The following is a 23,494-nucleotide window of genomic DNA, read 5'->3' on the forward strand; positions in this document are numbered from 1 at the left end:
TCCCAAAATTGTAAAGAGGTTAACGTGAAACTGGATGAGATAGCCCGTCTAGCGGGTGTTTCCCGCACAACGGCTAGTTATGTGATCAACGGCAAGGCCAAGCAGTATCGAGTCAGCGATAAAACTGTAGAAAAAGTGATGGCAGTCGTCAGAGAGCACAATTACCATCCAAATGCAGTTGCTGCGGGGCTACGAGCAGGGCGTACCCGTTCTATAGGGTTAGTGATCCCAGACTTGGAAAATACCAGCTATACCCGTATAGCAAATTACCTTGAAAGGCAGGCGCGTCAACGTGGTTATCAACTACTAATAGCATGCTCAGAAGACCAACCTGACAATGAAATTCGTTGTGTTGAGCACCTTTTGCAACGACAAGTTGACGCCATTATTGTTTCGACAGCTTTACCGCCGGAACACCCGTTTTATCAGCGTTGGGCGAACCGTTCTTTACCGATTATCGCACTTGATAGAGCCCTTGAAAAAGAGCATTTTATTAGTGTCGTTGGTGATGACCAAGAAGATGCTTTCATGATTTCAGCAGAATTACGTAAGTTTAATGCTGAATCCGTATTGTATTTGGGGGCGTTACCTGAGCTGTCTGTCAGCTATTTACGCGAGCAAGGTTTCCGTAAAGCATGGCATGAAGACCCGCGCAAGATTGATTATCTGTATGCAAATAGCTATGAACGCGATTCAGCAGCAGAGGTTTTTGCACATTGGCTTGATAGCGGTAACGAGATGCCTGACGCGTTATTTACAACATCATTTTCCTTACTACAAGGTGTATTAGATGTTGCGTTGAAACGTAGTGGTCGTTTACCTGAGCACATGGTCATTGCCACATTTGGTGATAATGAGTTATTAGATTTTCTCGAGTGCCCAGTGCTTTCCCTTGCACAACGCCATAGGGATATCGCTGAACGTATTTTAGAATTAGTACTTGCCAGCCTTGATGAAAAGCAAAAACCAGAACCTGGTATTACTCGTATTCGCCGTGATTTATGCCGTCGTGGAAGTTTAGGTCGTAAGCAGTAGTAAAATAGACTTAACTTTAATCGAACAGTGAATATTTACACGATAATGAGTGATGTTGGTCACAATAATGAGTAATATAACGGCCCCTATCTTGTAGGGGCTTTTTTTTATAAGCTAAAAGTAGGTAAATATTTAACTTTAGGATTTATCTTAAGATATTTATTGCTGATTTTAAAATGAAAGCTAAATCGGATGATTAAATTAATATAAATTTATTGTAGATGTATTACTGATTTGTGCGATAAATATTTAAAATTAAATACTGTTTATTAAAACAGTTATTTATTATGTTGATATTTAATGATTTTATTTTTCTTTCGGGGTGTTTTTACCATTATTAGATATTAATGATTATTTGGGGACTCAATAAAAGTAAATAACCGGTACAAGATATACTGATTAAAAATGAGACTTAAGTTGAATTTATAATGATTTGTATGATTTTGCAGCAATCTAGAGTGATCTCGCTTATTTAAGTTGCACTTTATAAAATATATTAATTATATCAACTTGTTATTTCGCATTTTCTTTCCAAGTCATATTTTACCTACCCTTATTTTTTCTGAATTGTTCTGTAAATAAAGCTAAAGCTGAGTGCGACTGGCTTGACAACGTTTTCATACCATTCGTAAACTTTATATGTGGTGAATTGTGGGGTAAAGTGGGTGGCTTGGAAATAAAAGGGGTTTAATCGGGTATGTTTCGTGGGGCAACACTGGTTAATCTCGACAGCAAAGGGCGTCTAACCGTGCCGACTCGTTATCGAGGAATGCTGAACGAGGAATCGAAAGGGCAAATGGTTTGTACCATTGACCTTCACCAGCCATGTCTGCTGCTTTATACCTTACCTGAGTGGGAGATTATCGAAGAAAAGCTTTCTCGGTTATCGACGATGAACCCTGCTGAACGACGCGTGCAACGGCTGTTATTGGGCCATGCAAGTGAATGCCAAATGGACAACGCGGGGCGTCTTTTGTTAGCCAGTACATTGCGTCAACACGCAGGGCTAACCAAAGAGGTCATGTTGGTTGGCCAGATTAATAAATTTGAACTTTGGGATGAACAAACTTGGTATCAGCAAGTGGAAGATGATATTGCCGCTGAGCGCCTTACCAATGAACCACTTTCAGCCCGCTTACAGGATTTGTCACTTTAATAATGACGCAACAGCAATTTAAACACGTAACAGTATTACTGGATGAAGCCGTTAATGGCTTAAACATTAAACCTAACGGTATCTACATTGATGGCACATTTGGTCGTGGTGGTCATTCAAGGTTGATATTAAGTCAGCTTGGCGAAAATGGTCGTTTAATCGCCATAGACCGTGACCCAGAGGCAATAAAAGCGGCTCAAACTATTGATGACCCTCGTTTTATGATTAAACATGGCCCATTTTCTGCGATTGCAGAGTATGTCGAAGAAGAAGGGTTAGTCGGGCAAATTGATGGCGTACTGCTGGATTTAGGCGTTTCTTCACCCCAGTTAGATGACGCTGAACGCGGATTTTCCTTTATGCGTGACGGGCCGTTAGATATGAGGATGGACCCAACCAAAGGGCAATCTGCACAGCAATGGTTGATGGACGCAGAAGCGGATGACATAGCTTGGGTTTTAAAAACTTTTGGTGAAGAGCGTTTTGCGAAACGAATTGCGAGAGCGATTGTTGAGCGTAATCATAACCCGGAAGAAGAACCGTTAACACGCACACGGCATCTTGCTGAATTAATTGCAAAAGTTAGCCCAATGAAAGACCGACATAAGCACCCAGCGACGCGTAGCTTCCAAGCCATTCGAATTTATATCAACAGTGAATTGGAAGAAATAGAAAAAGCGTTAGAAGGCGCAATGAACGTTTTAGCACCACAAGGGCGTTTATCAGTTATCAGTTTCCATTCGTTGGAAGACAGGTTAGTAAAACGGTTTATTCGCAAAAATAGTAAAGGTCCATCGGTGCCAGCAGGTATTCCTCTTACTGAAGCGCAGATTAAAGAATTAGGTGCAGCGCAGTTACGTGACCTAGGTAAGATGAAACCTTCGGAAAACGAAATTAATGAAAATCCACGCGCACGTAGTTCCGTGTTGCGGTTTGCTGAGAAGGCGGCGGAATAATGGTTCCAGAAAGGCACAGCCTAGCTCGCGTCATTGGGCGTGATTTATTTCGTTATGGCATCGTTCCTTTGATTTTATTAGTGGCAATTATTATCAGTGCTGTTTTTGTGGTAACGACGGCACATGAAACGCGTTTACTAACGGCCGCAAAAGATAAGTTGTATGAAGAAAAAGACTTGTTAGATATCGAATGGCGTAATTTGATCCTTGAAGAAAACGCCCTTGCGAGCCATAGCCGAATAGAACGTTTATCGGTTGAAAAATTACAGATGGTGCAAGTTGAACCATCACAAGAAAAAATTATTGTTTCTAAGCAATAAAAAGGTTCCTAATGAAAGCACCAAAAACAGCGAAAAATAAGAAACAAGAAGAAAGTACCAGCTTTGTCCGCTGGCGCTTTATTTTGCTGTGCGGATGCATTGTCTTAGCGTTAGCAGGGTTGTTAACGCGGGTGGCTTATCTGCAAATTATTGCGCCAGAGAAACTGGTGAAAGAAGGCGATATGCGCTCTTTACGAGTGCAAGAAGTTGCGACATCACGAGGTATGATTAGCGACCGAGAAGGGCGGCAACTTGCCGTGAGTGTGCCAGTCAATGCGATCTGGGCAGACCCCAAAGAGGTATTTGAAAAAGGGGGAATAAGCAATGACGAACACTGGAAAGCACTGGCAGACGCACTTGAAATTCCATTAGAACAAATTACGAGCAAAATATCGGCCAATCCAAGAGGCCGTTTTGTGTATTTAGCGCGCCAAGTTAACCCATCTATTGGTGATTACGTTAAAAAATTAAAAATACCGGGTATTTACTTACGCAAAGAATCTCGTCGTTATTACCCATCAGGCCCAGTTACCGCTCACTTGTTGGGGGTAACAAACATTGATGGTGAAGGGATTGAAGGCGTCGAAAAAAGCTTTGACCGTTGGTTAAAAGGTGCGCCGGGTGAACGTACAGTCCGTAAAGACCGTAATGGGCGAGTGATTGAAACCATTTCGTCTATTGACAGCCAAGCTGCGCATAATCTGACATTAAGCATTGATGAACGTATTCAATCCATTGTTTACCGTGAATTAACACGTGGCGTGCAGGAAAATAAAGCGGAATCGGGTGTGGCAATTTTAGTTGATGTTCATACCGGTGAAATTTTAGCAATGGCGAATAGCCCATCCTATAACCCAAATAACTTAACGGGTACATCAATGGATGCGATGCGTAACCGCGCCATTACGGATATTTTTGAGCTGGGCTCAACAGTAAAACCTATGGTGGTAATGAGTGCGCTACATAACAAAATTATTAAAGAAAACTCAGTAATTAATACTTATCCGTATCGTATTAGTGGTCATGAGATCAAGGACGTAGCACGATACGCTGAGCTAACTATTACTGGGATTTTACAGAAGTCGAGTAACGTAGGTGTTTCAAAACTTGCGTTAGCGATGCCTGCCACTGAGCTGGTGGATGTGTATAGCCGCTTTGGGTTTGGCAAGCCGACTAATCTGGGGTTAGTCGGGGAAAGTAGTGGCATCTTTCCAAGTAAAAAAACACGGTGGTCTGATTTAGAAAGGGCCACCTTTTCTTTTGGCTACGGGCAAATGGTAACACCGTTACAGTTAGCGCGAGCCTATGCAACGATAGGGAGTTTCGGTATTTACCGGCCTCTATCAATCACTAAAGTTGACCCTCCCGTGCCAGGGACGCGTGTTTTTCCTGAGCCAATTATGCGTACTGTGGTGCATATGATGGAGAGTGTAGCTCTACCCGGCGGCGGGGGAGCTCGAGCAGCCATTAAAGGCTATCGCATTGCCATTAAAACCGGTACAGCAAAAAAAGTGGGCCCTGAAGGGCGCTATGTTAATAAATATTTAGCTTATGCCGCAGGTGTTGCGCCTGCGAGTAATCCACGCTATGCGTTAGTTGTGCTTATCAATGAGCCAAGTGCAGGTAAATACTATGGTGGTGCGGTTTCTGCCCCCGTATTTGGCTCAATCATGGGTGGGGTCTTGCGGTTGATGAATGTTGAACCCGATGCATTGCAACCAAACGAACAAAATGAAATCGTAAATAGTCAAAAAGAGGTTAAAAGTGGCAGATCGTAATCTTTGTGACCTACTCTCACCCTTTGGTGTGAGCACAACTCCAATCTCACTGCGTGAGATGACGCTAGACAGTCGAAAGGCTGCCGCGGGCGATCTGTTTATTGCAATAAAAGGTCATCAATCGGATGGGCGACACTATATTCCTCAAGCGATTGCTCAAGGGGTTTCCGCTGTAATAGCAGAGGCGGAAGGTGAAGCCGTTGAAGGCGAAATTCGTTTCGTTCATGGCGTACCTGTTATTTATTTGAATGACCTGAATAACCGTTTATCTGCACTGGCCGGTGAGTTTTACCACCAACCTTCTGCAAAAATGAAACTCGTTGGTGTGACGGGGACTAACGGTAAAACCACCACCACACAATTAATTGCTCAGTGGGCTCAAGGGCTAGGGGAAACTAGCGCAGTAATGGGAACCGTGGGTAATGGCCTATTAGGCCATGTGTCACCAAGCGAAAATACCACGGGCTCTGCGGTAGATATTCAACTTGAATTGACCCAGTTATTGAACCAAAAAGCAACATTAACAGCGATGGAAGTTTCTTCCCATGGATTAGTACAAGGCCGTGTCGCAGACTTACAGTTTGATGCCGCTGTGTTCACTAATTTAAGCCGTGATCACCTTGATTATCACGGCGATATGGAAAGCTATGAAGCCGCGAAATGGCTATTGTTTTCCACACATAATACAAAATCGCAAATTATCAATGCGGATGATGCGATTGGTTTGAAGTGGCTGCAGCGTTTACCACAAGCGTGCGCGGTGACCATGGAAAACAAAATTCCTCAAGATTGGCAAGGCCCATGGTTAAAAGCAACGGAAGTTGAATACCACGACAAAGGCGCCACTATCCATTTTGATTCCTCATGGGGAAATGGTGACTTTGAAAGCCCATTGATGGGAGCATTTAATGTCAGCAACTTATTAGTGGCAATGGCAACTTTGCTGATGATGGATTATCCGTTAAACAAACTGCTGGCTGCTACATCTTCATTGTCACCAGTTTGCGGCCGTATGGAAGTGTTTAGTGCACCGAATAAACCGACAGTTGTTGTTGATTATGCGCATACTCCTGATGCCTTAGAAAAAGCCTTAGCGGCAGCACGCTTACATTGCAAAGGGCAATTATGGTGTGTATTTGGTTGCGGTGGTGACCGTGACAAAGGTAAGCGCCCTCTGATGGGAGCCGCAGCAGAAGAATATGCAGATAAAATCGTGATCACAGATGACAACCCGCGCAGCGAAGACCCTATCGACATTATTAATGACATCATGGCTGGACTATTAGATTCCAGCCGTGCCTTGGCCATTCCAGGTCGTCCAGAAGCAGTGACAAACACCATTTTGCAGGCATCTCCTGATGATGTGATTGTGATTGCAGGCAAAGGTCATGAAGATTATCAAATTATTGGTCAGCGCAAGCTAGATTACTCCGACCGTTTAACGGTGGCACGTTTGTTGGGGGTAATCGCATGATCTCTTTAACACTCGTTCAGCTGGCACAGATTACCCAAGGGCAGATTGAGTCTGCTCCAGATACCAATGTTTTGATTAGCTCTGTTAGTACCGATAGCCGCAAAATTGCTGAAAATTGCCTATTTATTGCCTTAAAAGGTGAACGCTTCGACGCCCATGATTTCGCACAACAAGTGGTGGTTACGGGAGCTAAAGCGTTACTTGTTGAGCGCAAGCTGAATGTAGATTGCCCACAAGTTATCGTGAAAGACTCGCGTATTGCGATGGGCCAATTGGCTGCATGGGTTCGTCAGCAGAGCAGAGCTCGAATCGTTGGCTTGACGGGCTCTTCGGGCAAAACATCTGTTAAAGAAATGACCGCATCCATTTTATCTGAGCGCGGTAAAACCTTATATACCGCCGGTAATTTAAACAACGATATTGGTGTGCCTTTGACACTATTTCGTTTAACAAATGATGATGAATTCGCTGTGATAGAAATGGGTGCTAATCACCCAAATGAAATCGCCTACACAACCAATATTGTTAAACCAGAAGCGGCGTTAGTTAACAATTTATTTGCTGCGCACTTAGCGGGCTTTGGTTCACCGGAAGGGGTTGCGACAGCCAAAGGTGAAATTTATCAAGGTGTTCCAGAAGAAGGAACCGCAATTGTTAACCTTGATAGCTACAGTGAAAAATGGCAGTTTCAGCCACGCCAAACTGTTTGGTATTACTCGCTAACTTCACAAGCAAAAGCGGATTTCTATCCTTCTGATATTCAAGTGAAACAGCTAACAACAGATTTTGTGTTACATACCCCTGTTGGTAGTGTCGATATCACCTTGCCATTACCAGGGCGGCATAACATTGCTAATGTGTTAGCGGCAAGTGCATTGGCGATTTCTGTCGGCGCTAGCCTAGAAGATATCAAAAACGGCATAGCAAAAACGCAAGCGGTACCTGGGCGTTTATACCCTGTGCGCTTGAGTGAACACAAAGTGGTATTAGATGACACTTATAACGCCAATGATGGCTCAATGATCGCAGCAATTCAGGTCCTCGAAAAAATGCCGGGTTACCGCATCTTAGTGGTAGGGGATATGGGGGAACTGGGTGATTATGCCGAAGATTGCCACCAACGTGTAGGTGTTGCCGCTAAGCAGGCGGGTTTAGATAAGGTATTCAGTGTTGGTCAGTTAAGTGAGTTGATCAGCCAATTTAGTGAGTGTGGTGAGCACTTCACAGTGAAAGCAGATTTATTAACCCGACTAATTCCGCTAGCGCAGCAGAAGGACGTTGTTTCTATTTTAGTTAAAGGTTCACGCAGCTCCGCGATGGAAGATGTTGTGAATGCATTGAAGGAGTGCTTCGAATGTTAGTCTGGCTTGCCGAAATGTTAGTCCACAAGTTTTCTGTTCTGAACGTCTTTTCTTATTTGACGTTCAGGGCCATTGTCGGTTTGCTGACGGCACTCGCCATTGCTCTATGGATGGGGCCTCATTTAATTGCTTACCTGCAGAAAATGCAAATTGGTCAAGTCGTTCGTAACGAAGGCCCTGAGTCTCACTTTAGTAAGCGTGGGACCCCAACCATGGGCGGGTTATTGATTCTATTTTCAATTACCGTTTCAACGTTGTTATGGGCTCGCTTAGACAACCCTTACGTTTGGTGTGTACTACTCGTGCTAGTCGGGTATGGCATTGTCGGTTTTGTTGACGACTACCGGAAAGTGGTTCGTAAAGACACTCGTGGCTTAATCGCGCGTTGGAAATATTTCTGGCAATCCGTGATTGCGTTAATTGTTGCCTTTTCCATGTACGCGATTGGTAAAGATACCCCAGCAACTCAGTTAGTTGTACCATTTTTTAAAGACGTAATGCCACAACTGGGCATGCTGTATATTTTGCTGACCTATTTTGTGATTGTTGGAACCAGTAACGCAGTAAACCTAACCGATGGCTTGGATGGCTTAGCTATCATGCCAACGGTATTTGTTGCCGCAGGTTTTGCATTAGTGGCATGGGCAACAGGTAACGTCAACTTTGCCAGTTACTTACATATTCCATTTTTACCCCATGCAGGTGAACTGGTGATTGTCTGTACTGCCATTGTGGGGGCAGGGTTAGGCTTCTTATGGTTTAACACATACCCAGCGCAAGTATTTATGGGCGATGTCGGCTCATTGGCGCTTGGCGGTGCACTAGGGACTATTGCGGTATTACTGCGCCAAGAGTTTTTATTAGTGATTATGGGCGGTGTGTTCGTCGTTGAGACACTGTCAGTTATTTTACAAGTCGGTTCATTTAAATTGCGTGGACAACGTATTTTCCGTATGGCACCAATTCACCACCATTATGAATTGAAGGGTTGGCCAGAACCACGTGTTATCGTGCGTTTCTGGATTATCTCGTTAATGCTAGTCCTGATTGGGCTGGCAACCTTGAAGGTGCGTTAAGATGGTTGATTATCAGGGTAAGAACGTCGTTATTATTGGGCTGGGGATCACCGGCCTATCTTGCGTTCACTTTTTCCTTGAGCGCGGCGTGGTGCCTCGCGTTATGGATACCCGTGCAGCACCGCCTGGTGTAGATAAACTCCCAGAAAATGTAGAGTGCCATAGTGGTAGTTTGAATAATAGCTGGTTACAGGCCGCCGATTTAATTGTTGCTAGTCCAGGAATTGCGTTAGCGACCCCTCAATTACAGCAGGCTGCAGAAAATGGCATCGAAATTGTGGGTGATATCGAATTATTTTGCCGTGAAGCAGATGCACCGATTGTCGCGATTACAGGTTCAAATGGTAAAAGCACTGTCACGTCATTGGTTGGCGAAATGGCTAAATCAGCGGGTATTTCAGTTGGTGTAGGTGGCAACATTGGTACGCCAGCACTTTCATTACTCAATGCAGGGCATAATCTGTACGTTTTAGAACTTTCCAGCTTCCAATTAGAAACCACTTCAAGTTTAGAAGCGACCGCCGCGACAGTCTTAAATATTAGTGAAGATCATATGGATAGATATCCATTAGGTCTAGAACAGTACCGTGAAGCGAAATTAAAAATTTATCACAATGCTCAAAACTGCATTGTTAACGTACAAGATATACTGACCTTACCCGCTAATCATACTTTGGATGAATGCATTAGCTTTGGCTTAAATAGTGGTGATTATTTCTTTGATACCCAAAAACGGGTGTTAGTGGCTCAAGGAAAAGAGCTATTAGATGTCAATGAAATGCACTTAACCGGCCAACACAATTACCTTAATGCGTTAGCCGCGTTAGCATTGGCGGATGCAGTGGATATTCCTCGTCCAGCTTGCCTTCAAGTATTGAAAGAATATACGGGGTTAGCACATCGTTTCGAATTAGTGTTATTCAATAACGGTGTTCGCTGGATTAATGACTCTAAAGCCACAAATGTTGGAAGTACAGAAGCGGCGTTAAATGGGTTACACGTGGATGGCAATATCTATTTATTATTAGGTGGGGATGGCAAGTCAGCCGATTTTTCACCATTAAAACAATATATTGCTGCGGATAACTACCGCTTATATTGCTTTGGTCGTGATGGGAAAGCATTAGCTGATATGGCACCTGAAAAATCAGTATTGACTGAGACTATGGAACAAAGCTTACGCCAAATTGCGCCACAATTAAAAGCGGGGGACATGGTGCTGTTATCCCCTGCATGTGCCAGTTTGGATCAGTTTAAAAGTTTTGAGCAGCGTGGAACTGTCTTTGCTCAATTAGCCCAGGAGTTAGGTTAATGACGATACCGGGTGCGATGCGTTTAAAAAATTGGGTCATTGGTGAAAAAAATGGCGTGATTTCAGGCTCAACGCTTTACGACCGTACATTAGTGTGGTTGGCATTCGGTTTAGCCGCAGTGGGTTTTATCATGGTTACATCCGCTTCCATGCCAGTTGGCCAACGCTTAACAGAAGACCCGTTCTATTTCGCTAAGCGTGATGTGGTGTATATCGTTATCGCATTTATTTTAGCGTTGGGTGTCATGCGTATCCCGATGGCAGTTTGGGAAAAGTACAATTTCATTTTGTTGATGGTTTCACTTGGCATGCTAGTGGTGGTGCTGGTTGCAGGAAGTTCAGTTAACGGGGCATCACGCTGGATAGACATCGGTTTGGTAAAAATTCAACCAGCAGAAATTTCGAAATTTACGTTGTTTTGCTATGTGTCCAGTTACTTGGTGCGTAAATCCGATGAAGTCAGAACCCGTTTTCTTGGCTTTATTAAACCGATGTGTATTTTGATTGTTATGGCGTCATTGCTTTTATTACAGCCTGACTTAGGGACCGTTATCGTATTAGTGGTTACCACTCTGGGATTGTTATTTTTAGCGGGCGCAAGGTTAGCGCCGTTTATTATTGGTATTGCCGCTTGCGCAGTGGGGGTATTGGCTTTGATTTGGTTCGAGCCGTACCGCTTACGTCGTGTCACATCGTTTTTGAACCCGTGGGATGACCCGTTTGGCAGTGGTTATCAGCTAACCCAATCTTTAATGGCTTTTGGTCGTGGTGAAGTGTTTGGGCAAGGGCTTGGTAATTCAGTACAAAAATTAGAGTATTTGCCAGAAGCACACACAGACTTTATTTTCTCGGTTTTAGCTGAGGAACTCGGGTACTTTGGCGTGGTATTGGTTCTGTTGATGGTCTTTATGTTGGCATTTAGAGCAATGATGATTGGCCGTCGCGCATTGATGTCAAACCAATTATTCGGTGGTTATTTAGCTTGTTCAATTGGTATTTGGTTTACCTTCCAAGCCTTAGTTAACGTTGGGGCTGCATCCGGTATGTTACCGACAAAAGGGTTAACATTGCCATTAATTAGTTATGGTGGTTCGAGTTTACTGGTAATGGCTGCTGCCATTGCGATATTACTGAGAATTGATTTTGAAACACGCCTTGAAAAAGCGCAGGCGTTTGTAAGGAGCACTAAATGAGTCAGGCAAAGAAATTACTCGTCATGGCAGGTGGAACTGGAGGACATGTTTTTCCAGGTTTAGCCGTGGCACATTATTTGCAGGCTCAAGGGTGGGAAATCCGTTGGTTAGGCACGGCTGACCGAATGGAAGCAACATTAGTGCCTAAACACGGTATCGATATTGAATTTATTCAAATTTCTGGCCTCAGGGGTAAAGGCATTGCCGCCCAACTGGGGGCGCCATGGCGTATTTATAAAGCGATTCGCCAAGCAAAAACAATTATCAAGCGTTATCAGCCAGATGCTGTATTAGGCATGGGAGGCTATGTTTCGGGGCCCGGTGGTATTGCGGCATGGCAATGTGGTGTACCCGTTGTGCTTCATGAACAAAATGGTATTGCAGGGTTAACGAATAAATGGCTATCTCGAATTGCAAAAAGAGTATTACAAGCCTTTCCGGGGGCATTTCCTGACGCACCAGTTGTAGGGAATCCAGTACGGGAAGATGTTTTGGCTCTACCTGCACCACAGGAACGTTTAGCAGGCCGAGAAGGCGCTATACGCGTATTAGTTGTCGGTGGTAGCCAAGGGGCACGGATTTTAAATCAAGTGATGCCTCTGGTTGCTGAAAAAGTAGGCAAACAGTTAAATATCTGGCATCAAGCGGGAAAAGGCAGTAAGGAATCGACAGAAGCATTGTATAATGAGCACATGCAAGTTTCAGTCAATTCTGAGTATAAAGTTACTGAATTTATTGATGATATGGCGCAAGCTTACGCATGGGCAGATATTGTTGTTTGTCGGTCTGGCGCACTAACCGTAAGTGAAATTGCAGCCGCAGGTTTACCGGCTATTTTTGTTCCTTTTCAACATAAAGACCGTCAACAGTATTGGAACGCATTACCGCTAGAAAAAGCGGGGGCGGCTAAAATTTTAGAACAGTCACAATTTACCGCAGATGCTGTGGCGAGCTTATTAGGGCAATGGGACAGAAACGAATTACTCTCAATGGCTGAAAAAGCACATAGTTGTGCAATTACTGATGCAACAGAGCGAGTTGCTGCCGTGATTTGTGAAGTGGCTAAATAATATTAGTCATAATTGATACCGAATTAATTAGAAGCGAAGAAATATAGTGAATACACAACAATTAGCGAAATTAAGAACATCAGTGCCAGAAATGAGAAGAGTCAGGCACATCCATTTTGTCGGCATCGGCGGTGCTGGCATGGGTGGTATCGCTGAAGTGTTGGCAAATGAAGGCTATGAAATTAGTGGTTCAGATTTAGCACCGAATGCAGTGACTCAACAACTAACTGCATTAGGGGCAACGATTTACTTTAATCACCGTCCAGAGAACGTTGAAAATGCCAGTGTTGTCGTCGTATCAACAGCGATCTCAAGTGAGAACCCAGAAATTCAAGCCGCCAAAGAATTGCGTATTCCTGTTATTCGTCGTGCAGAAATGTTAGCGGAATTAATGCGTTATCGTCATGGTATTGCCGTTGCAGGTACCCACGGGAAAACCACTACGACAGCAATGATTTCTGGGATTTATGCACAAGCAGGCCTTGACCCCACATTTGTGAATGGGGGATTGGTTAAATCAGCAGGAACGCATGCACGTTTAGGTAGTAGCCGCTACTTGATCGCAGAAGCCGATGAAAGCGATGCTTCATTCTTGCATTTGCAACCGTTAGTTGCAGTTGTGACCAATATCGAAGCAGACCATATGGATACTTACCAAGGTGACTTCGATAATTTAACGAATACGTTCATTAATTTCTTACACAATTTGCCATTTTACGGGCGCGCAGTGATGTGTATTGATGATCCAGTCATTCGTTCGTTGCTACCCAAAATTGGTCGCTATATCACCACTTATGGTTTTAGTGAAGACGCTGATGTGCGTATCACGCAATATGAGCAAAAAGGAAATCAAGGCTTTTTCACTATTGCCCGTGAAAATATGCCAGAACTGACGGTGGTTCTAAATGCACCAGGGCGTCACAATGCTCTCAATGCGACAGCTGCAGTCGCGGTCGCCACAGAAGAAGGTATTGACGATTTACATATTTTATCTGCACTAGTTGAATTTCAAGGAACAGGGCGTCGCTTTGATTTCCTAGGGAATTTCCCTCTGCGAAATGTGAATGGCAAAGACGGTGAAGTGATGCTAGTGGATGACTATGGTCATCACCCAACCGAAGTGGATGCAACGATTAAAGCCGCGAGAGCAGGCTGGCCAGATAAGCGTATTGTTATGGTATTCCAACCGCATCGCTATACTCGTACTCGTGACTTATACGATGATTTTGTTAACGTTTTGGGGCAGGTTGATGTGCTGCTAATGTTAGACGTATATTCAGCGGGCGAAAAGCATGTACCAGGTGCGGATAGCCGCTCATTGTGCCGCTCAATTCGTGGTCGTGGTCAGATTGATCCTATTTATGTTGCAGATATTGAACAAATTCCACATATTTTAGCTCAAACTCTTGATGAAAATGATTTAATTTTGGTTCAAGGCGCAGGAAATATTGGTAAAATAGCCAAAAGCCTAGCAGAAGCAAAATTACAGCCACCGATGATTGAGGAATAAAAATGATAGAGAAAGTTGCGGTTCTATTAGGAGGCTCATCTGCTGAACGTGAAGTTTCACTTCAGTCAGGAAATGCTGTGCTGGCAGGGCTACGCCAAGCAGGTATTGATGCTCATCCTATCGACCCTCAAGATTTCCCTGTAGAAACATTGAAAGATGCAGGTTTCAACAAAGTTTTTATTGCGTTACATGGCCGCGGTGGTGAAGACGGTACATTACAAGGGCTGTTAGAAACACTAAATCTGCCTTATACCGGCAGTGGTGTTATGGCTTCAGCGCTTAGCATGGATAAGTTGAGAACAAAACAATTATGGCAAGGTGCAGGATTAAGTGTATCGCCGTATGTTTACTTAACAAAACAGCAGTATAAGCAGGCTTCTTATGAGCAAATTGTCGCTAAAGTGCAATTTCTCGGATTACCGCTTATCGTGAAGCCAAGCCTTGAAGGCTCCAGTGTTGGTATGAGTAAAGTTGATAACTTAGAGGCATTGCCTGCTGCACTGGATCTTGCGTTTCAATTTGATGAAACGTTGTTAATTGAAAAATGGCTGAGTGGTCCTGAGTTCACGGTCGCGGTGTTAGGAGACAACACTCTACCGCCAATTCGTATTCAACCACCAGGTATTTTTTATGACTACGAAGCGAAATATTTATCTGATGAAACTCAATATTTTTGCCCAAGTGGTTTAGATGAACAGCTTGAGTCAGAACTCGCAGACTTAGCGCTGAAAGCTTACCAAGTTGTTGGTTGTGAAGGCTGGGGGCGAGTTGATGTAATGCAAGACAGCGATGGCCAATTTTATCTGTTGGAAGTTAATACATCGCCAGGTATGACAAGCCATAGCCTAGTGCCAATGGCTGCTCGTCAGGCAGGTATGAGTTTTTCACAGTTAGTTGTGCAAATTTTGAGATTGGCTCGTTGATATGTCACAAGCAGCACTAAATGTTAGGCATCATAATCAAAAGAACGATGAGGATCCTCGTTCTGGAGGACCTAGTAATGGTGCATTTTTAGGTGGGTTATTTTTCTTCCTATTTGTGGTTGGCACTATCATCTGGAGTGGTTGGATGGTAATGACTTGGATGAAAGATGCGGATCGACTGCCGATGTCCAAGTTAGTGTTAACGGGTGAGCGCCATTACACCAAAAATGATGATGTTAGAAAGGCTATTTTAGCGCTAGGGCAGCCGGGGACGTTTATGACCGTCGATGTCAACGCTATCCAGAAGCAAATAAGCATGATGCCATGGGTACGCCAAGTGACTGTGCGTAAACAATGGCCAGATGAATTGAAAATTCATATTGTTGAATACCGCCCATTCGCTAGGTGGAACGACCAAAACATGGTGGATGAACAAGGTCGGGTATTTAACTTACCGGTTAGTGAAAATGGTAAAGGCGATTATGTGTTGCTTTATGGGCCACAAGGTAGCCAAAAAGAGGTTCTTAAAGAGTTCACAGTCTTTAAGAACACATTAGCTGCACATAATCTAAAGCTAAAATCGCTATCGATGACAGCCAGACATGCATGGCAAATTATTTTAGACAACGATGTTAGAATCGAACTGGGTAAGAAAGATGTGTCAGAGCGGTTAAATAGGTTCCTTGAACTGTATCCGCTTTTGCAGCAAACAACGGATAAACGCGTTGACTATGTTGACTTACGTTATTCCAGTGGTGCTGCGGTGGGCTGGGCGCCACTGTTGGTTGATGCTCCACCGGAGTTACAATAAAGACGATGACTAATAACAAAAATTAGGCAGAAAAAATGATTAAAGCAACGGACAGAAAATTAGTGGTAGGCCTTGAAATTGGAACTTCCAAGGTGTCAGCCCTTGTTGGCGAAATTCTGCCCGATGGTATGGTTAATATTATTGGGGTGGGAAGTTGTCCATCTCGTGGAATGGACAAAGGTGGCGTAAACGACCTTGAATCAGTGGTAAAATGTGTACAAAGAGCCATTGACCAGGCAGAACTCATGGCCGACTGCCAAATTTCATCAGTTTACCTTGCACTATCGGGTAAGCACGTCAGTTGCCAAAATGAGATTGGTATGGTGCCAGTTTCAGAAGAAGAAGTGACGCAAGAAGATGTTGACAGTGTTGTGCATACAGCAAAATCGGTACGTGTTCGCGATGAGCACAGAATTTTGCACGTGATACCGCAAGAATTTGCAATAGATTACCAAGAAGGGATTAAAAATCCGGTTGGTTTATCCGGTGTACGTATGCAAGCCAAAGTCCATTTGATCACCTGCCATAACGATATAGCAAAAAATATTGTTAAAGCCGTTGAACGCTGTGGGTTAAAAGTTGACCAGCTTATTTTTGCCGGTCTCGCTGCAAGTTATAGCGTTTTAACGGAAGATGAGCGTGAATTAGGTGTATGTGTCGTTGATATCGGTGGCGGCACTATGGATATGGCGGTTTACACTGGCGGGGCTTTGCGCCATACAAAAGTCATCCCGTATGCAGGCAATGTGGTGACAAGCGACATCGCTTATGCGTTTGGAACACCACCCAGTGATGCAGAAGCCATTAAAGTGCGTCATGGGTGTGCAGTCGGTTCTATCGTGAGTAAAGACGAGACCGTGGAAGTACCAAGTGTTGGTGGGCGACCACCAAGAAGTCTACAGCGTCAAACCTTAGCAGAAGTGATAGAGCCAAGGTATACTGAGCTGTTAAACTTAGTAAATGAAGAAATTTTAAATTTACAGGAACAGTTACGCCAACAAGGTGTCAAACACCATTTGGCAGCTGGTATCGTGTTGACTGGTGGGGCCGCACAAATTGATGGTTTAGTCGAATGTGCGCAAAAAGTGTTCCATACGCAAGTGCGAATTGGTACACCGCTCAACATCACAGGGTTAACGGATTATGCGCAGGAGCCATATTATTCAACAGCAGTAGGGCTTCTGCATTACGGTAAAGAAAGCCATTTAGGCGATGATACCGAAGTAGAAAAACGTGCATCAGTTAGTGGATGGTTTAGTAAAATCACCAGTTGGCTGAGAAAAGAATTTTAATTTTGATAAAGAAGCATATTATTAGCTTCAAAAGTAGTAAGCACAAAACGGAGAGACATTATGTTTGAACCAATGGAGCTAACCAACGATGCGGTGATTAAAGTCATCGGCGTTGGCGGCGGCGGCGGTAACGCCGTTGAACACATGGTGCGTGAACGTATTGAAGGCGTTGAATTCTTCGCTGTCAATACAGATGCACAAGCGCTGCGTAAAACCGCAGTTGGACAAACTATCCAGATCGGTACCGGTATTACCAAAGGTCTGGGTGCAGGTGCAAACCCTGAAGTTGGCCGTAATGCCGCTGAAGAAGACCGTGAGGCGCTGCGTAATGCTTTAGATGGCGCGGATATGGTCTTTATCGCAGCAGGTATGGGTGGCGGTACAGGCACTGGTGCAGCTCCGGTCGTTGCCGAGGTTGCCAAAGAATTGGGTATTCTGACAGTTGCTGTCGTGACTAAGCCTTTCAATTTCGAAGGTAAAAAGCGCATGGCATTTGCAGAGGCTGGTATCACTGAGTTGTCAAAACATGTTGACTCATTGATCACTATCCCAAATGATAAATTATTAAAAGTACTTGGTCGTGGTATCTCATTACTGGATGCTTTTGGTGCGGCAAATGACGTACTAAAAGGTGCAGTACAAGGTATCGCTGAACTGATTACACGCCCAGGTTTAATGAACGTAGACTTTGCTGACGTACGTACTGTGATGTCAGAAATGGGCTACGCAATGATGGGGTCAGGTGTTGCTCGTGGTGAAGATAGGGCAGAAGAAGCGGCAGAAATGGCTATTTCTAGTCCACTTCTTGAAGATATCGACCTGTCTGGTGCACGTGGTGTATTAGTTAACATCACAGCTGGTTTCGACCTGCGTTTAGATGAGTTTGAAACGGTGGGTAACACTATTCGTGCCTTCGCATCTGATAATGCAACTGTGGTAATCGGTACATCTCTTGACCCAGAAATGCACGAAGAACTGCGTGTTACAGTTGTTGCTACAGGTATTGGTATGGACAAACGTCCAGAAATTACTTTAGTTAGCAATAAAATGTCTCAGCAGGCGTCAATGGAACAGCGCTATCAGCAAATGCAAAATAGCATGTCTTCATTAACAGAAGAGAAACCAGCGGCTAAAGCGGTCAATGACCAAAATACGCAAACAAATAAAGAACCAGATTATCTTGATATTCCTGCGTTCTTGCGTAAACAGGCCGATTAATTTTATTTATATTGGTTTCTCCGCTTTTTGTGCTAAAATTTCCTACTGATTATCTTGTATGATGATCAGTAGGACTTATAACATTGCGAGAAAAATACGATGATCAAACAACGGACACTAAAACGTATTATTACAGCGACTGGTGTTGGTTTACATACCGGCAAGAAAGTTACGCTTACATTACGTCCAGCGCCGGCCAATACCGGGGTCATCTACCGTCGTACTGACCTTAATCCACCGGTTGATTTTCCGGCAGATGCGAAATCAGTTCGTGACACCATGTTATGTACTTGCTTAGTCAATGAAGATAATGTGCGTATTTCGACTGTTGAGCATTTGAATGCTGCCTTAGCAGGGTTAGGTATCGATAACATTGTTATTGAAGTCAATGCGCCTGAAATCCCTATTATGGATGGCAGTGCCGCACCATTTGTATTCTTACTGCTTGATGGCGGTATTGAAGAATTAAATTGTGCAAAGAAATTTTTACGTATAAAAGAAACAGTACGTGTTGAAGATGGTGATAAATGGGCTGAAATGCGACCTTATAATGGGTTTAGCCTTGATTTCACAATCGATTTTCAGCATCCAGCGATTGATAGTAGCACACAACGCTACTCACTTGATTTCTCAGCGGAATCATTTGTAAATCAAATAAGCCGTGCGCGTACTTTTGGCTTTATGCGTGATATTGAATATCTGCAATCAAAAGGCTTATGCTTAGGCGGTAGTTTCGACTGCGCCATCGTTGTTGATGACTATAAAGTTCTTAACGAAGATGGCTTACGTTTTGAAGATGAATTCGTTCGTCACAAAATGTTGGATGCAATTGGTGATTTATTCATGTGTGGGCACAATATTATTGGCGCATTCACGGCGTTTAAATCAGGCCATGCATTGAATAACAAGCTATTACAAGCAGTTTTAGCGAAAGAATCAGCTTGGGATCTCGTCACATTTGAAGACGAAGCTCAATTGCCTGTCGCATTCAAAGCACCTTCAACGGTGTTTGCATAAAATTTGATTATGCAGCTATCTTCGAGAACTGATCGAATTTAGCCTTTTCTGTTGGTTGCGCTAGTACTCTCTCCGGCTAGCGCAGCCAGCCGCTCAAACCTTTCTTTTAATCCTTTCGGGCTATTTTCGGCTAATTTCAAAAGCGCTTGTGCAGTTTGTGGACTTATCTGACGTTCGTTCATTTTTTGACTTATTGAGACTGTTTGCTTAGTTAGTGAACTATTTTGTCTCGATTTTCGCATAAGATCGGGATTGATTCTGATGTCGATAGAGGATAAAGATGGTAGAATGGACGTTCTTAATGCAGAAAGAAGATTGATTTTTTCGTAATTAAGTCGGGTCATCCAACTGGCGTTTGCCACTTCAATGACCATAACATTATTACGATAGTTTGCAACACGGCACATGGGTTTGATTTCAGCCGGCAGTAATCCTTTTACAGCACGATTCAGTTTGATAATCGCTTTTGCATTACGCTGAATAGTTTGTAAAGTGTTTGATGATGTTGCCAATGAGCCTTCAAGAACATCAAAAAGTGCTTGTGGATGACTATCTCTCATTTTTAGCTCCAGCTGAGAATGAAACAACGAATTGCAAATAATAATTTTGTCACTTATTCATTATATAAGAGTTTGATGGGCATTTTAAATTTTTGGCGACAACTTGGTAGAAAATACTTTTGGTCCCACCTGCTATTAGGTGTGGTTGCCACAGGTGTCGGCTTGCCTACAATTTTAAATGCGTTATCAGATTCTCAACATACACAGGTTAACTCTTCTCCAGTTAATCGCCAAAGCCAAGCTGTTAATGCTTTTGACAATTTATTTGCTCAACAGAATTCCCAACGCTCTTCGTCATCATCGTCATCTTATTCAGTAAATTACTGGCAGCAACATGCGGTAAGAAACGTTATTCGGCAGCTAACTTTTGCTTTTTCGGCGACAGAAGACGATGATGTGAACACGGCAGCAGAAGAGACTGAACAGCTTATTGTCCCACAGTTGATGTTAGATACGCTGTATGCCATGTTAGCACAGCGTTCACTTCAGTGGGATGAAAGTGTTATTCAATTTAGTCATTATAACTATCCCCATATTATTGCCTATCAACCTGCAATTTGGATTGCTCAAGTACACGGCATTCGTGCCGGCCCGTTAACAGTTTAATCTTCATTCATGGTAAAACAGCTCATCGCTGTGCTGTTTTACGCCATAAAATTTATAAAAATTTAAAGTAATTAATTGATTATTAGAGATTAAAATATGTTAACAAAGATTTTGACCAAAGTTTTTGGTAGCCGTAATGACCGTACGTTGCGCCGTTTACGTAAAGAAGTTGAAAAAATTAACCGTCTTGAACCCGATTTCGAAAAGTTATCTGATGATGAGTTAAAAGCAAAAACGGTGGAATTTCGTGAGCGTTTAACGAAAGGTGAAAGTTTAGAAAGTATCATTCCTGAGGCATTTGCAACTGTTCGTGAAGCAAGTAAACGTGTATTTGGTATGCGCCACTTTGATGTACAGCTTATCGGTGGAATGGTACTAAACGAACGCTGTATCGCAGAGATGCGTACAGGGGAAGGTAAAACTTTAACAGCAACATTACCTGCTTATATCAACGCATTAAGTGGTAAAGGGGTTCACGTAGTTACGGTGAATGATTACTTAGCCAAACGTGATGCTGAAAATAACCGTCCATTATTTGAATTCTTAGGCTTAACTGTGGGTATCAACCTGCCAGGTATGGCCCCGCCTGCAAAACGTGAAGCATATGCGGCAGATATTACTTACGGTACTAATAATGAATTTGGTTTCGACTACCTACGTGACAACATGGCGTTTAGCCCTGAAGAGCGTGTTCAGCGTAAATTGCATTATGCTTTGGTGGATGAGGTTGACTCCATTCTTATCGATGAAGCGCGTACACCACTGATTATTTCAGGTCCTGCAGAAGACAGTTCTGAACTGTACCAAAAAGTTGATAAACTTATTCCATATCTTCAACGTCAAGAGAAAGAAGATTCAGATACTTTCCAAGGGGAAGGCCATTTTTCTGTCGATGAAAAATCGCGTCAAGTGACTATAACTGAACGTGGACTGGTGTTAATCGAAGAGCTTCTAGCAAAAGAAGGTTTAATGGATGAAGGAGAGTCTTTATATTCACCTTCTAACATCATGTTAATGCACCATGTGATGGCGGGCTTACGTGCTCATGCGCTATTTACCTTAGACGTTGATTATATTGTAAAAGACGGTCAAATTGTTATTGTTGATGAACACACTGGCCGTACAATGGAAGGGCGTCGTTGGTCTGACGGCTTACACCAAGCAGTAGAAGCGAAAGAAGGCGTTGAAATTCAAAACGAAAACCAAACCTTGGCTTCAATTACTTTCCAGAACTATTTCCGTTTATATGAAAAGCTTGCAGGTATGACAGGTACTGCGGATACCGAAGCTTTTGAGTTTAGCTCAATTTATAAACTCGATACAATTGTTATCCCAACTAACCGCCCAATGGTGCGTAAAGATTTACCTGACCTCGTTTATATGAACGAAGCTGATAAGTTTGCAGCAATTATTGAAGATATTCGTGAAAGAACTGCCAATGGGCAACCCGTTCTTGTTGGTACAATTTCAATCGAAAAATCCGAATTGATTTCGAATGCGTTGAAAAAAGCTAAAATTGCTCATAATGTTTTGAATGCAAAATTCCATGCAATGGAAGCTGACATCATTGCGAATGCGGGTCAAGCTGGAGCTGTAACGATCGCAACTAATATGGCCGGTCGTGGTACTGACATCATGCTAGGTGGTAGCTGGCAAACTGAGGTTGCTGCATTAGAAGAGCCAACTCAAGAGCAAATTGATGAAATCAAAGCAAACTGGAAAGTTCGCCATGACGCTGTTTTAGCAGCAGGTGGTTTACATATTATTGGTACAGAACGTCATGAGTCACGTCGTATCGATAACCAGTTACGTGGTCGTGCCGGTCGTCAAGGGGATGCGGGTTCATCTCGTTTTTACTTATCAATGGAAGATGCGCTGATGCGTATTTTTGCTTCAGACCGCGTTACTGGCATGATGAAAAAGTTAGGTATGAAGCCGGGTGAAGCGATTGAACACCCATGGGTGACCAAGGCTATTGCTAATGCGCAACGTAAAGTTGAAAGCCGTAACTTTGATATCCGTAAACAATTACTTGAATATGATGATGTTGCAAGTGACCAACGTCGTGCGATTTATACTCAGCGTAATGAACTACTGGATGGCGGTGATATTAAAGAAACGGTTGATAGCATTCGTGAAGATGTATTAACCACAACGATGGATGCCTATATTCCACCTCAATCACTTGAAGAAATGTGGGATATCGAAGGACTACATCAGCGTTTAGTCAATGATTTTGACCTCGATTTACCAATCAAAGAGTGGTTAGATAAAGAGCCAGAGTTACACGAAGAAACATTACGTGAACGTATTATGGCAAAAGCGATTGAAGTTTATGATCGTAAAGAAGAAATTGTTGGCGCGGAAGCGATGCGTAATTTCGAAAAAGGTGTCATGTTGCAAACATTAGACACGTTATGGAAAGAGCACTTAGCGTCAATGGATTACTTACGTCAAGGTATTCATTTGCGTGGTTATGCGCAAAAAGATCCTAAGCAAGAATACAAACGTGAATCTTTCAGTATGTTTGCTAACATGCTTGAAGCATTGAAATATGAAGTGATTAGTACTTTATCTAAGGTACAAGTTCGTTTACCTGAAGAGGTTGAAGCATTAGAACAACAGCGTCGTGAAGAAGCTGAGCGTTTAGCGAAGAGGCAACAATTAAGCCATGAAGCGGGCGCTGAATCTTTAATGACTGAAACCGAAGCTAAAATTGCAACCCAAGGTCACAAAATTGGCCGTAATGACCCTTGTCCTTGTGGTTCGGGTAAAAAATACAAGCAATGCCATGGCCGTTTAAATTAATTTACTATTAACTCATTA

20 protein-coding genes are annotated in these 23,494 nt (G+C 43.2%); 19 read left to right on the top strand and 1 reads right to left on the bottom strand.

Translation table 11 applies throughout. The features are described 5' to 3' along the window. Positions 1 to 24: 24 nt before the first annotated feature. From cra to lpxC, 17 genes are all read left to right on the top strand, one after another. A complete protein-coding gene (cra, locus tag FVA72_RS06520) occupies positions 25 to 1,035 on the top strand; it encodes a catabolite repressor/activator (protein ID WP_094961381.1) in 1,011 nt (336 codons plus the stop codon). Positions 1,036 to 1,732: 697 nt separating this feature from the next. Beyond that, positions 1,733 to 2,191 (top strand): division/cell wall cluster transcriptional repressor MraZ, encoded by a 459-nt coding sequence (gene mraZ, locus FVA72_RS06525; protein ID WP_004262043.1) that lies wholly within the window; start codon positions 1,733 to 1,735, stop codon positions 2,189 to 2,191. Positions 2,192 to 2,193: 2 nt separating this feature from the next. Continuing rightward, the gene (gene rsmH / locus FVA72_RS06530) at positions 2,194 to 3,147 is read left to right on the top strand and encodes a 16S rRNA (cytosine(1402)-N(4))-methyltransferase RsmH (protein ID WP_110592162.1); all 954 of its coding nucleotides are present in this window, start codon (positions 2,194 to 2,196) and stop codon (positions 3,145 to 3,147) included. Next, positions 3,147 to 3,467 (top strand): cell division protein FtsL, encoded by a 321-nt coding sequence (gene ftsL / locus FVA72_RS06535; RefSeq protein ID WP_004262041.1) that lies wholly within the window; start codon positions 3,147 to 3,149, stop codon positions 3,465 to 3,467. Before rsmH ends, ftsL begins: the two co-directional genes overlap by 1 nt. An 11-nt stretch (positions 3,468 to 3,478) precedes the next feature. Continuing rightward, on the top strand, positions 3,479 to 5,245 hold the full coding sequence (gene ftsI, locus FVA72_RS06540; protein ID WP_137018924.1) for a peptidoglycan glycosyltransferase FtsI: 1,767 nt from the start codon (positions 3,479 to 3,481) through the stop codon (positions 5,243 to 5,245). After that, complete coding sequence (gene murE / locus FVA72_RS06545; protein WP_110592161.1) at positions 5,232 to 6,719, top strand: UDP-N-acetylmuramoyl-L-alanyl-D-glutamate--2,6-diaminopimelate ligase; 1,488 nt, start codon at positions 5,232 to 5,234, stop codon at positions 6,717 to 6,719. Before ftsI ends, murE begins: the two co-directional genes overlap by 14 nt. Next, positions 6,716 to 8,080 (top strand): UDP-N-acetylmuramoyl-tripeptide--D-alanyl-D-alanine ligase, encoded by a 1,365-nt coding sequence (gene murF, locus FVA72_RS06550; RefSeq protein WP_110592160.1) that lies wholly within the window; start codon positions 6,716 to 6,718, stop codon positions 8,078 to 8,080. Before murE ends, murF begins: the two co-directional genes overlap by 4 nt. Next, the gene (gene mraY / locus FVA72_RS06555) at positions 8,074 to 9,156 is read left to right on the top strand and encodes a phospho-N-acetylmuramoyl-pentapeptide-transferase (RefSeq protein WP_004262035.1); all 1,083 of its coding nucleotides are present in this window, start codon (positions 8,074 to 8,076) and stop codon (positions 9,154 to 9,156) included. The genes murF and mraY overlap by 7 nt, the downstream gene beginning before the upstream one ends. Position 9,157: 1 nt before the next feature. Continuing rightward, entirely contained in the window at positions 9,158 to 10,468 is a 1,311-nt protein-coding gene (gene murD / locus FVA72_RS06560; protein WP_110592159.1) for a UDP-N-acetylmuramoyl-L-alanine--D-glutamate ligase, read from the top strand. Next, positions 10,468 to 11,661, top strand: coding sequence for a cell division protein FtsW (ftsW, locus tag FVA72_RS06565; protein ID WP_004262031.1), 1,194 nt, complete (start codon positions 10,468 to 10,470; stop codon positions 11,659 to 11,661). Before murD ends, ftsW begins: the two co-directional genes overlap by 1 nt. Next, positions 11,658 to 12,731 (top strand): undecaprenyldiphospho-muramoylpentapeptide beta-N-acetylglucosaminyltransferase, encoded by a 1,074-nt coding sequence (gene murG, locus FVA72_RS06570; RefSeq protein ID WP_004262030.1) that lies wholly within the window; start codon positions 11,658 to 11,660, stop codon positions 12,729 to 12,731. The genes ftsW and murG overlap by 4 nt, the downstream gene beginning before the upstream one ends. Before the next feature lie 46 nt (positions 12,732 to 12,777). Next, positions 12,778 to 14,241, top strand: coding sequence for a UDP-N-acetylmuramate--L-alanine ligase (gene murC / locus FVA72_RS06575; protein WP_094961366.1), 1,464 nt, complete (start codon positions 12,778 to 12,780; stop codon positions 14,239 to 14,241). 2 nt (positions 14,242 to 14,243) lie between these two features. Beyond that, complete coding sequence (locus tag FVA72_RS06580; RefSeq protein WP_110592158.1) at positions 14,244 to 15,164, top strand: D-alanine--D-alanine ligase; 921 nt, start codon at positions 14,244 to 14,246, stop codon at positions 15,162 to 15,164. A gap of 1 nt (position 15,165) precedes the next feature. After that, complete coding sequence (gene ftsQ, locus FVA72_RS06585) at positions 15,166 to 15,975, top strand: cell division protein FtsQ (protein ID WP_110592157.1); 810 nt, start codon at positions 15,166 to 15,168, stop codon at positions 15,973 to 15,975. A gap of 35 nt (positions 15,976 to 16,010) precedes the next feature. Beyond that, positions 16,011 to 17,267 (top strand): cell division protein FtsA, encoded by a 1,257-nt coding sequence (ftsA, locus tag FVA72_RS06590; RefSeq protein WP_137018927.1) that lies wholly within the window; start codon positions 16,011 to 16,013, stop codon positions 17,265 to 17,267. A 60-nt stretch (positions 17,268 to 17,327) separates the two neighbouring features. Beyond that, a complete protein-coding gene (ftsZ, locus tag FVA72_RS06595; protein WP_004262022.1) occupies positions 17,328 to 18,485 on the top strand; it encodes a cell division protein FtsZ in 1,158 nt (385 codons plus the stop codon). Positions 18,486 to 18,584: 99 nt separating this feature from the next. After that, positions 18,585 to 19,502 (top strand): UDP-3-O-acyl-N-acetylglucosamine deacetylase, encoded by a 918-nt coding sequence (lpxC, locus tag FVA72_RS06600; RefSeq protein ID WP_004262020.1) that lies wholly within the window; start codon positions 18,585 to 18,587, stop codon positions 19,500 to 19,502. Between the two features lie 38 nt (positions 19,503 to 19,540). On the opposite strand, the gene FVA72_RS06605 is transcribed toward lpxC, so the two are convergent. After that, positions 19,541 to 20,062 (bottom strand): DUF721 domain-containing protein, encoded by a 522-nt coding sequence (locus FVA72_RS06605; RefSeq protein WP_004262017.1) that lies wholly within the window; start codon positions 20,060 to 20,062, stop codon positions 19,541 to 19,543. A 75-nt stretch (positions 20,063 to 20,137) separates the two neighbouring features. Here FVA72_RS06605 and secM point away from each other — a divergent pair, with 75 nt between their 5' ends. Next, positions 20,138 to 20,668 (top strand): secA translation cis-regulator SecM, encoded by a 531-nt coding sequence (secM, locus tag FVA72_RS06610; protein WP_110592611.1) that lies wholly within the window; start codon positions 20,138 to 20,140, stop codon positions 20,666 to 20,668. Between the two features lie 96 nt (positions 20,669 to 20,764). Next, positions 20,765 to 23,476: a preprotein translocase subunit SecA gene (gene secA / locus FVA72_RS06615; protein WP_004262013.1), complete on the top strand. Its 2,712-nt coding sequence runs from the start codon at positions 20,765 to 20,767 to the stop codon at positions 23,474 to 23,476. Positions 23,477 to 23,494: the final 18 nt, after the last annotated feature.

The sequence above is a fragment of the Providencia sp. PROV061 genome (genome assembly GCF_011045655.1).
Taxonomy (GTDB): Bacteria; Pseudomonadota; Gammaproteobacteria; order Enterobacterales; family Enterobacteriaceae; genus Providencia; species Providencia hangzhouensis.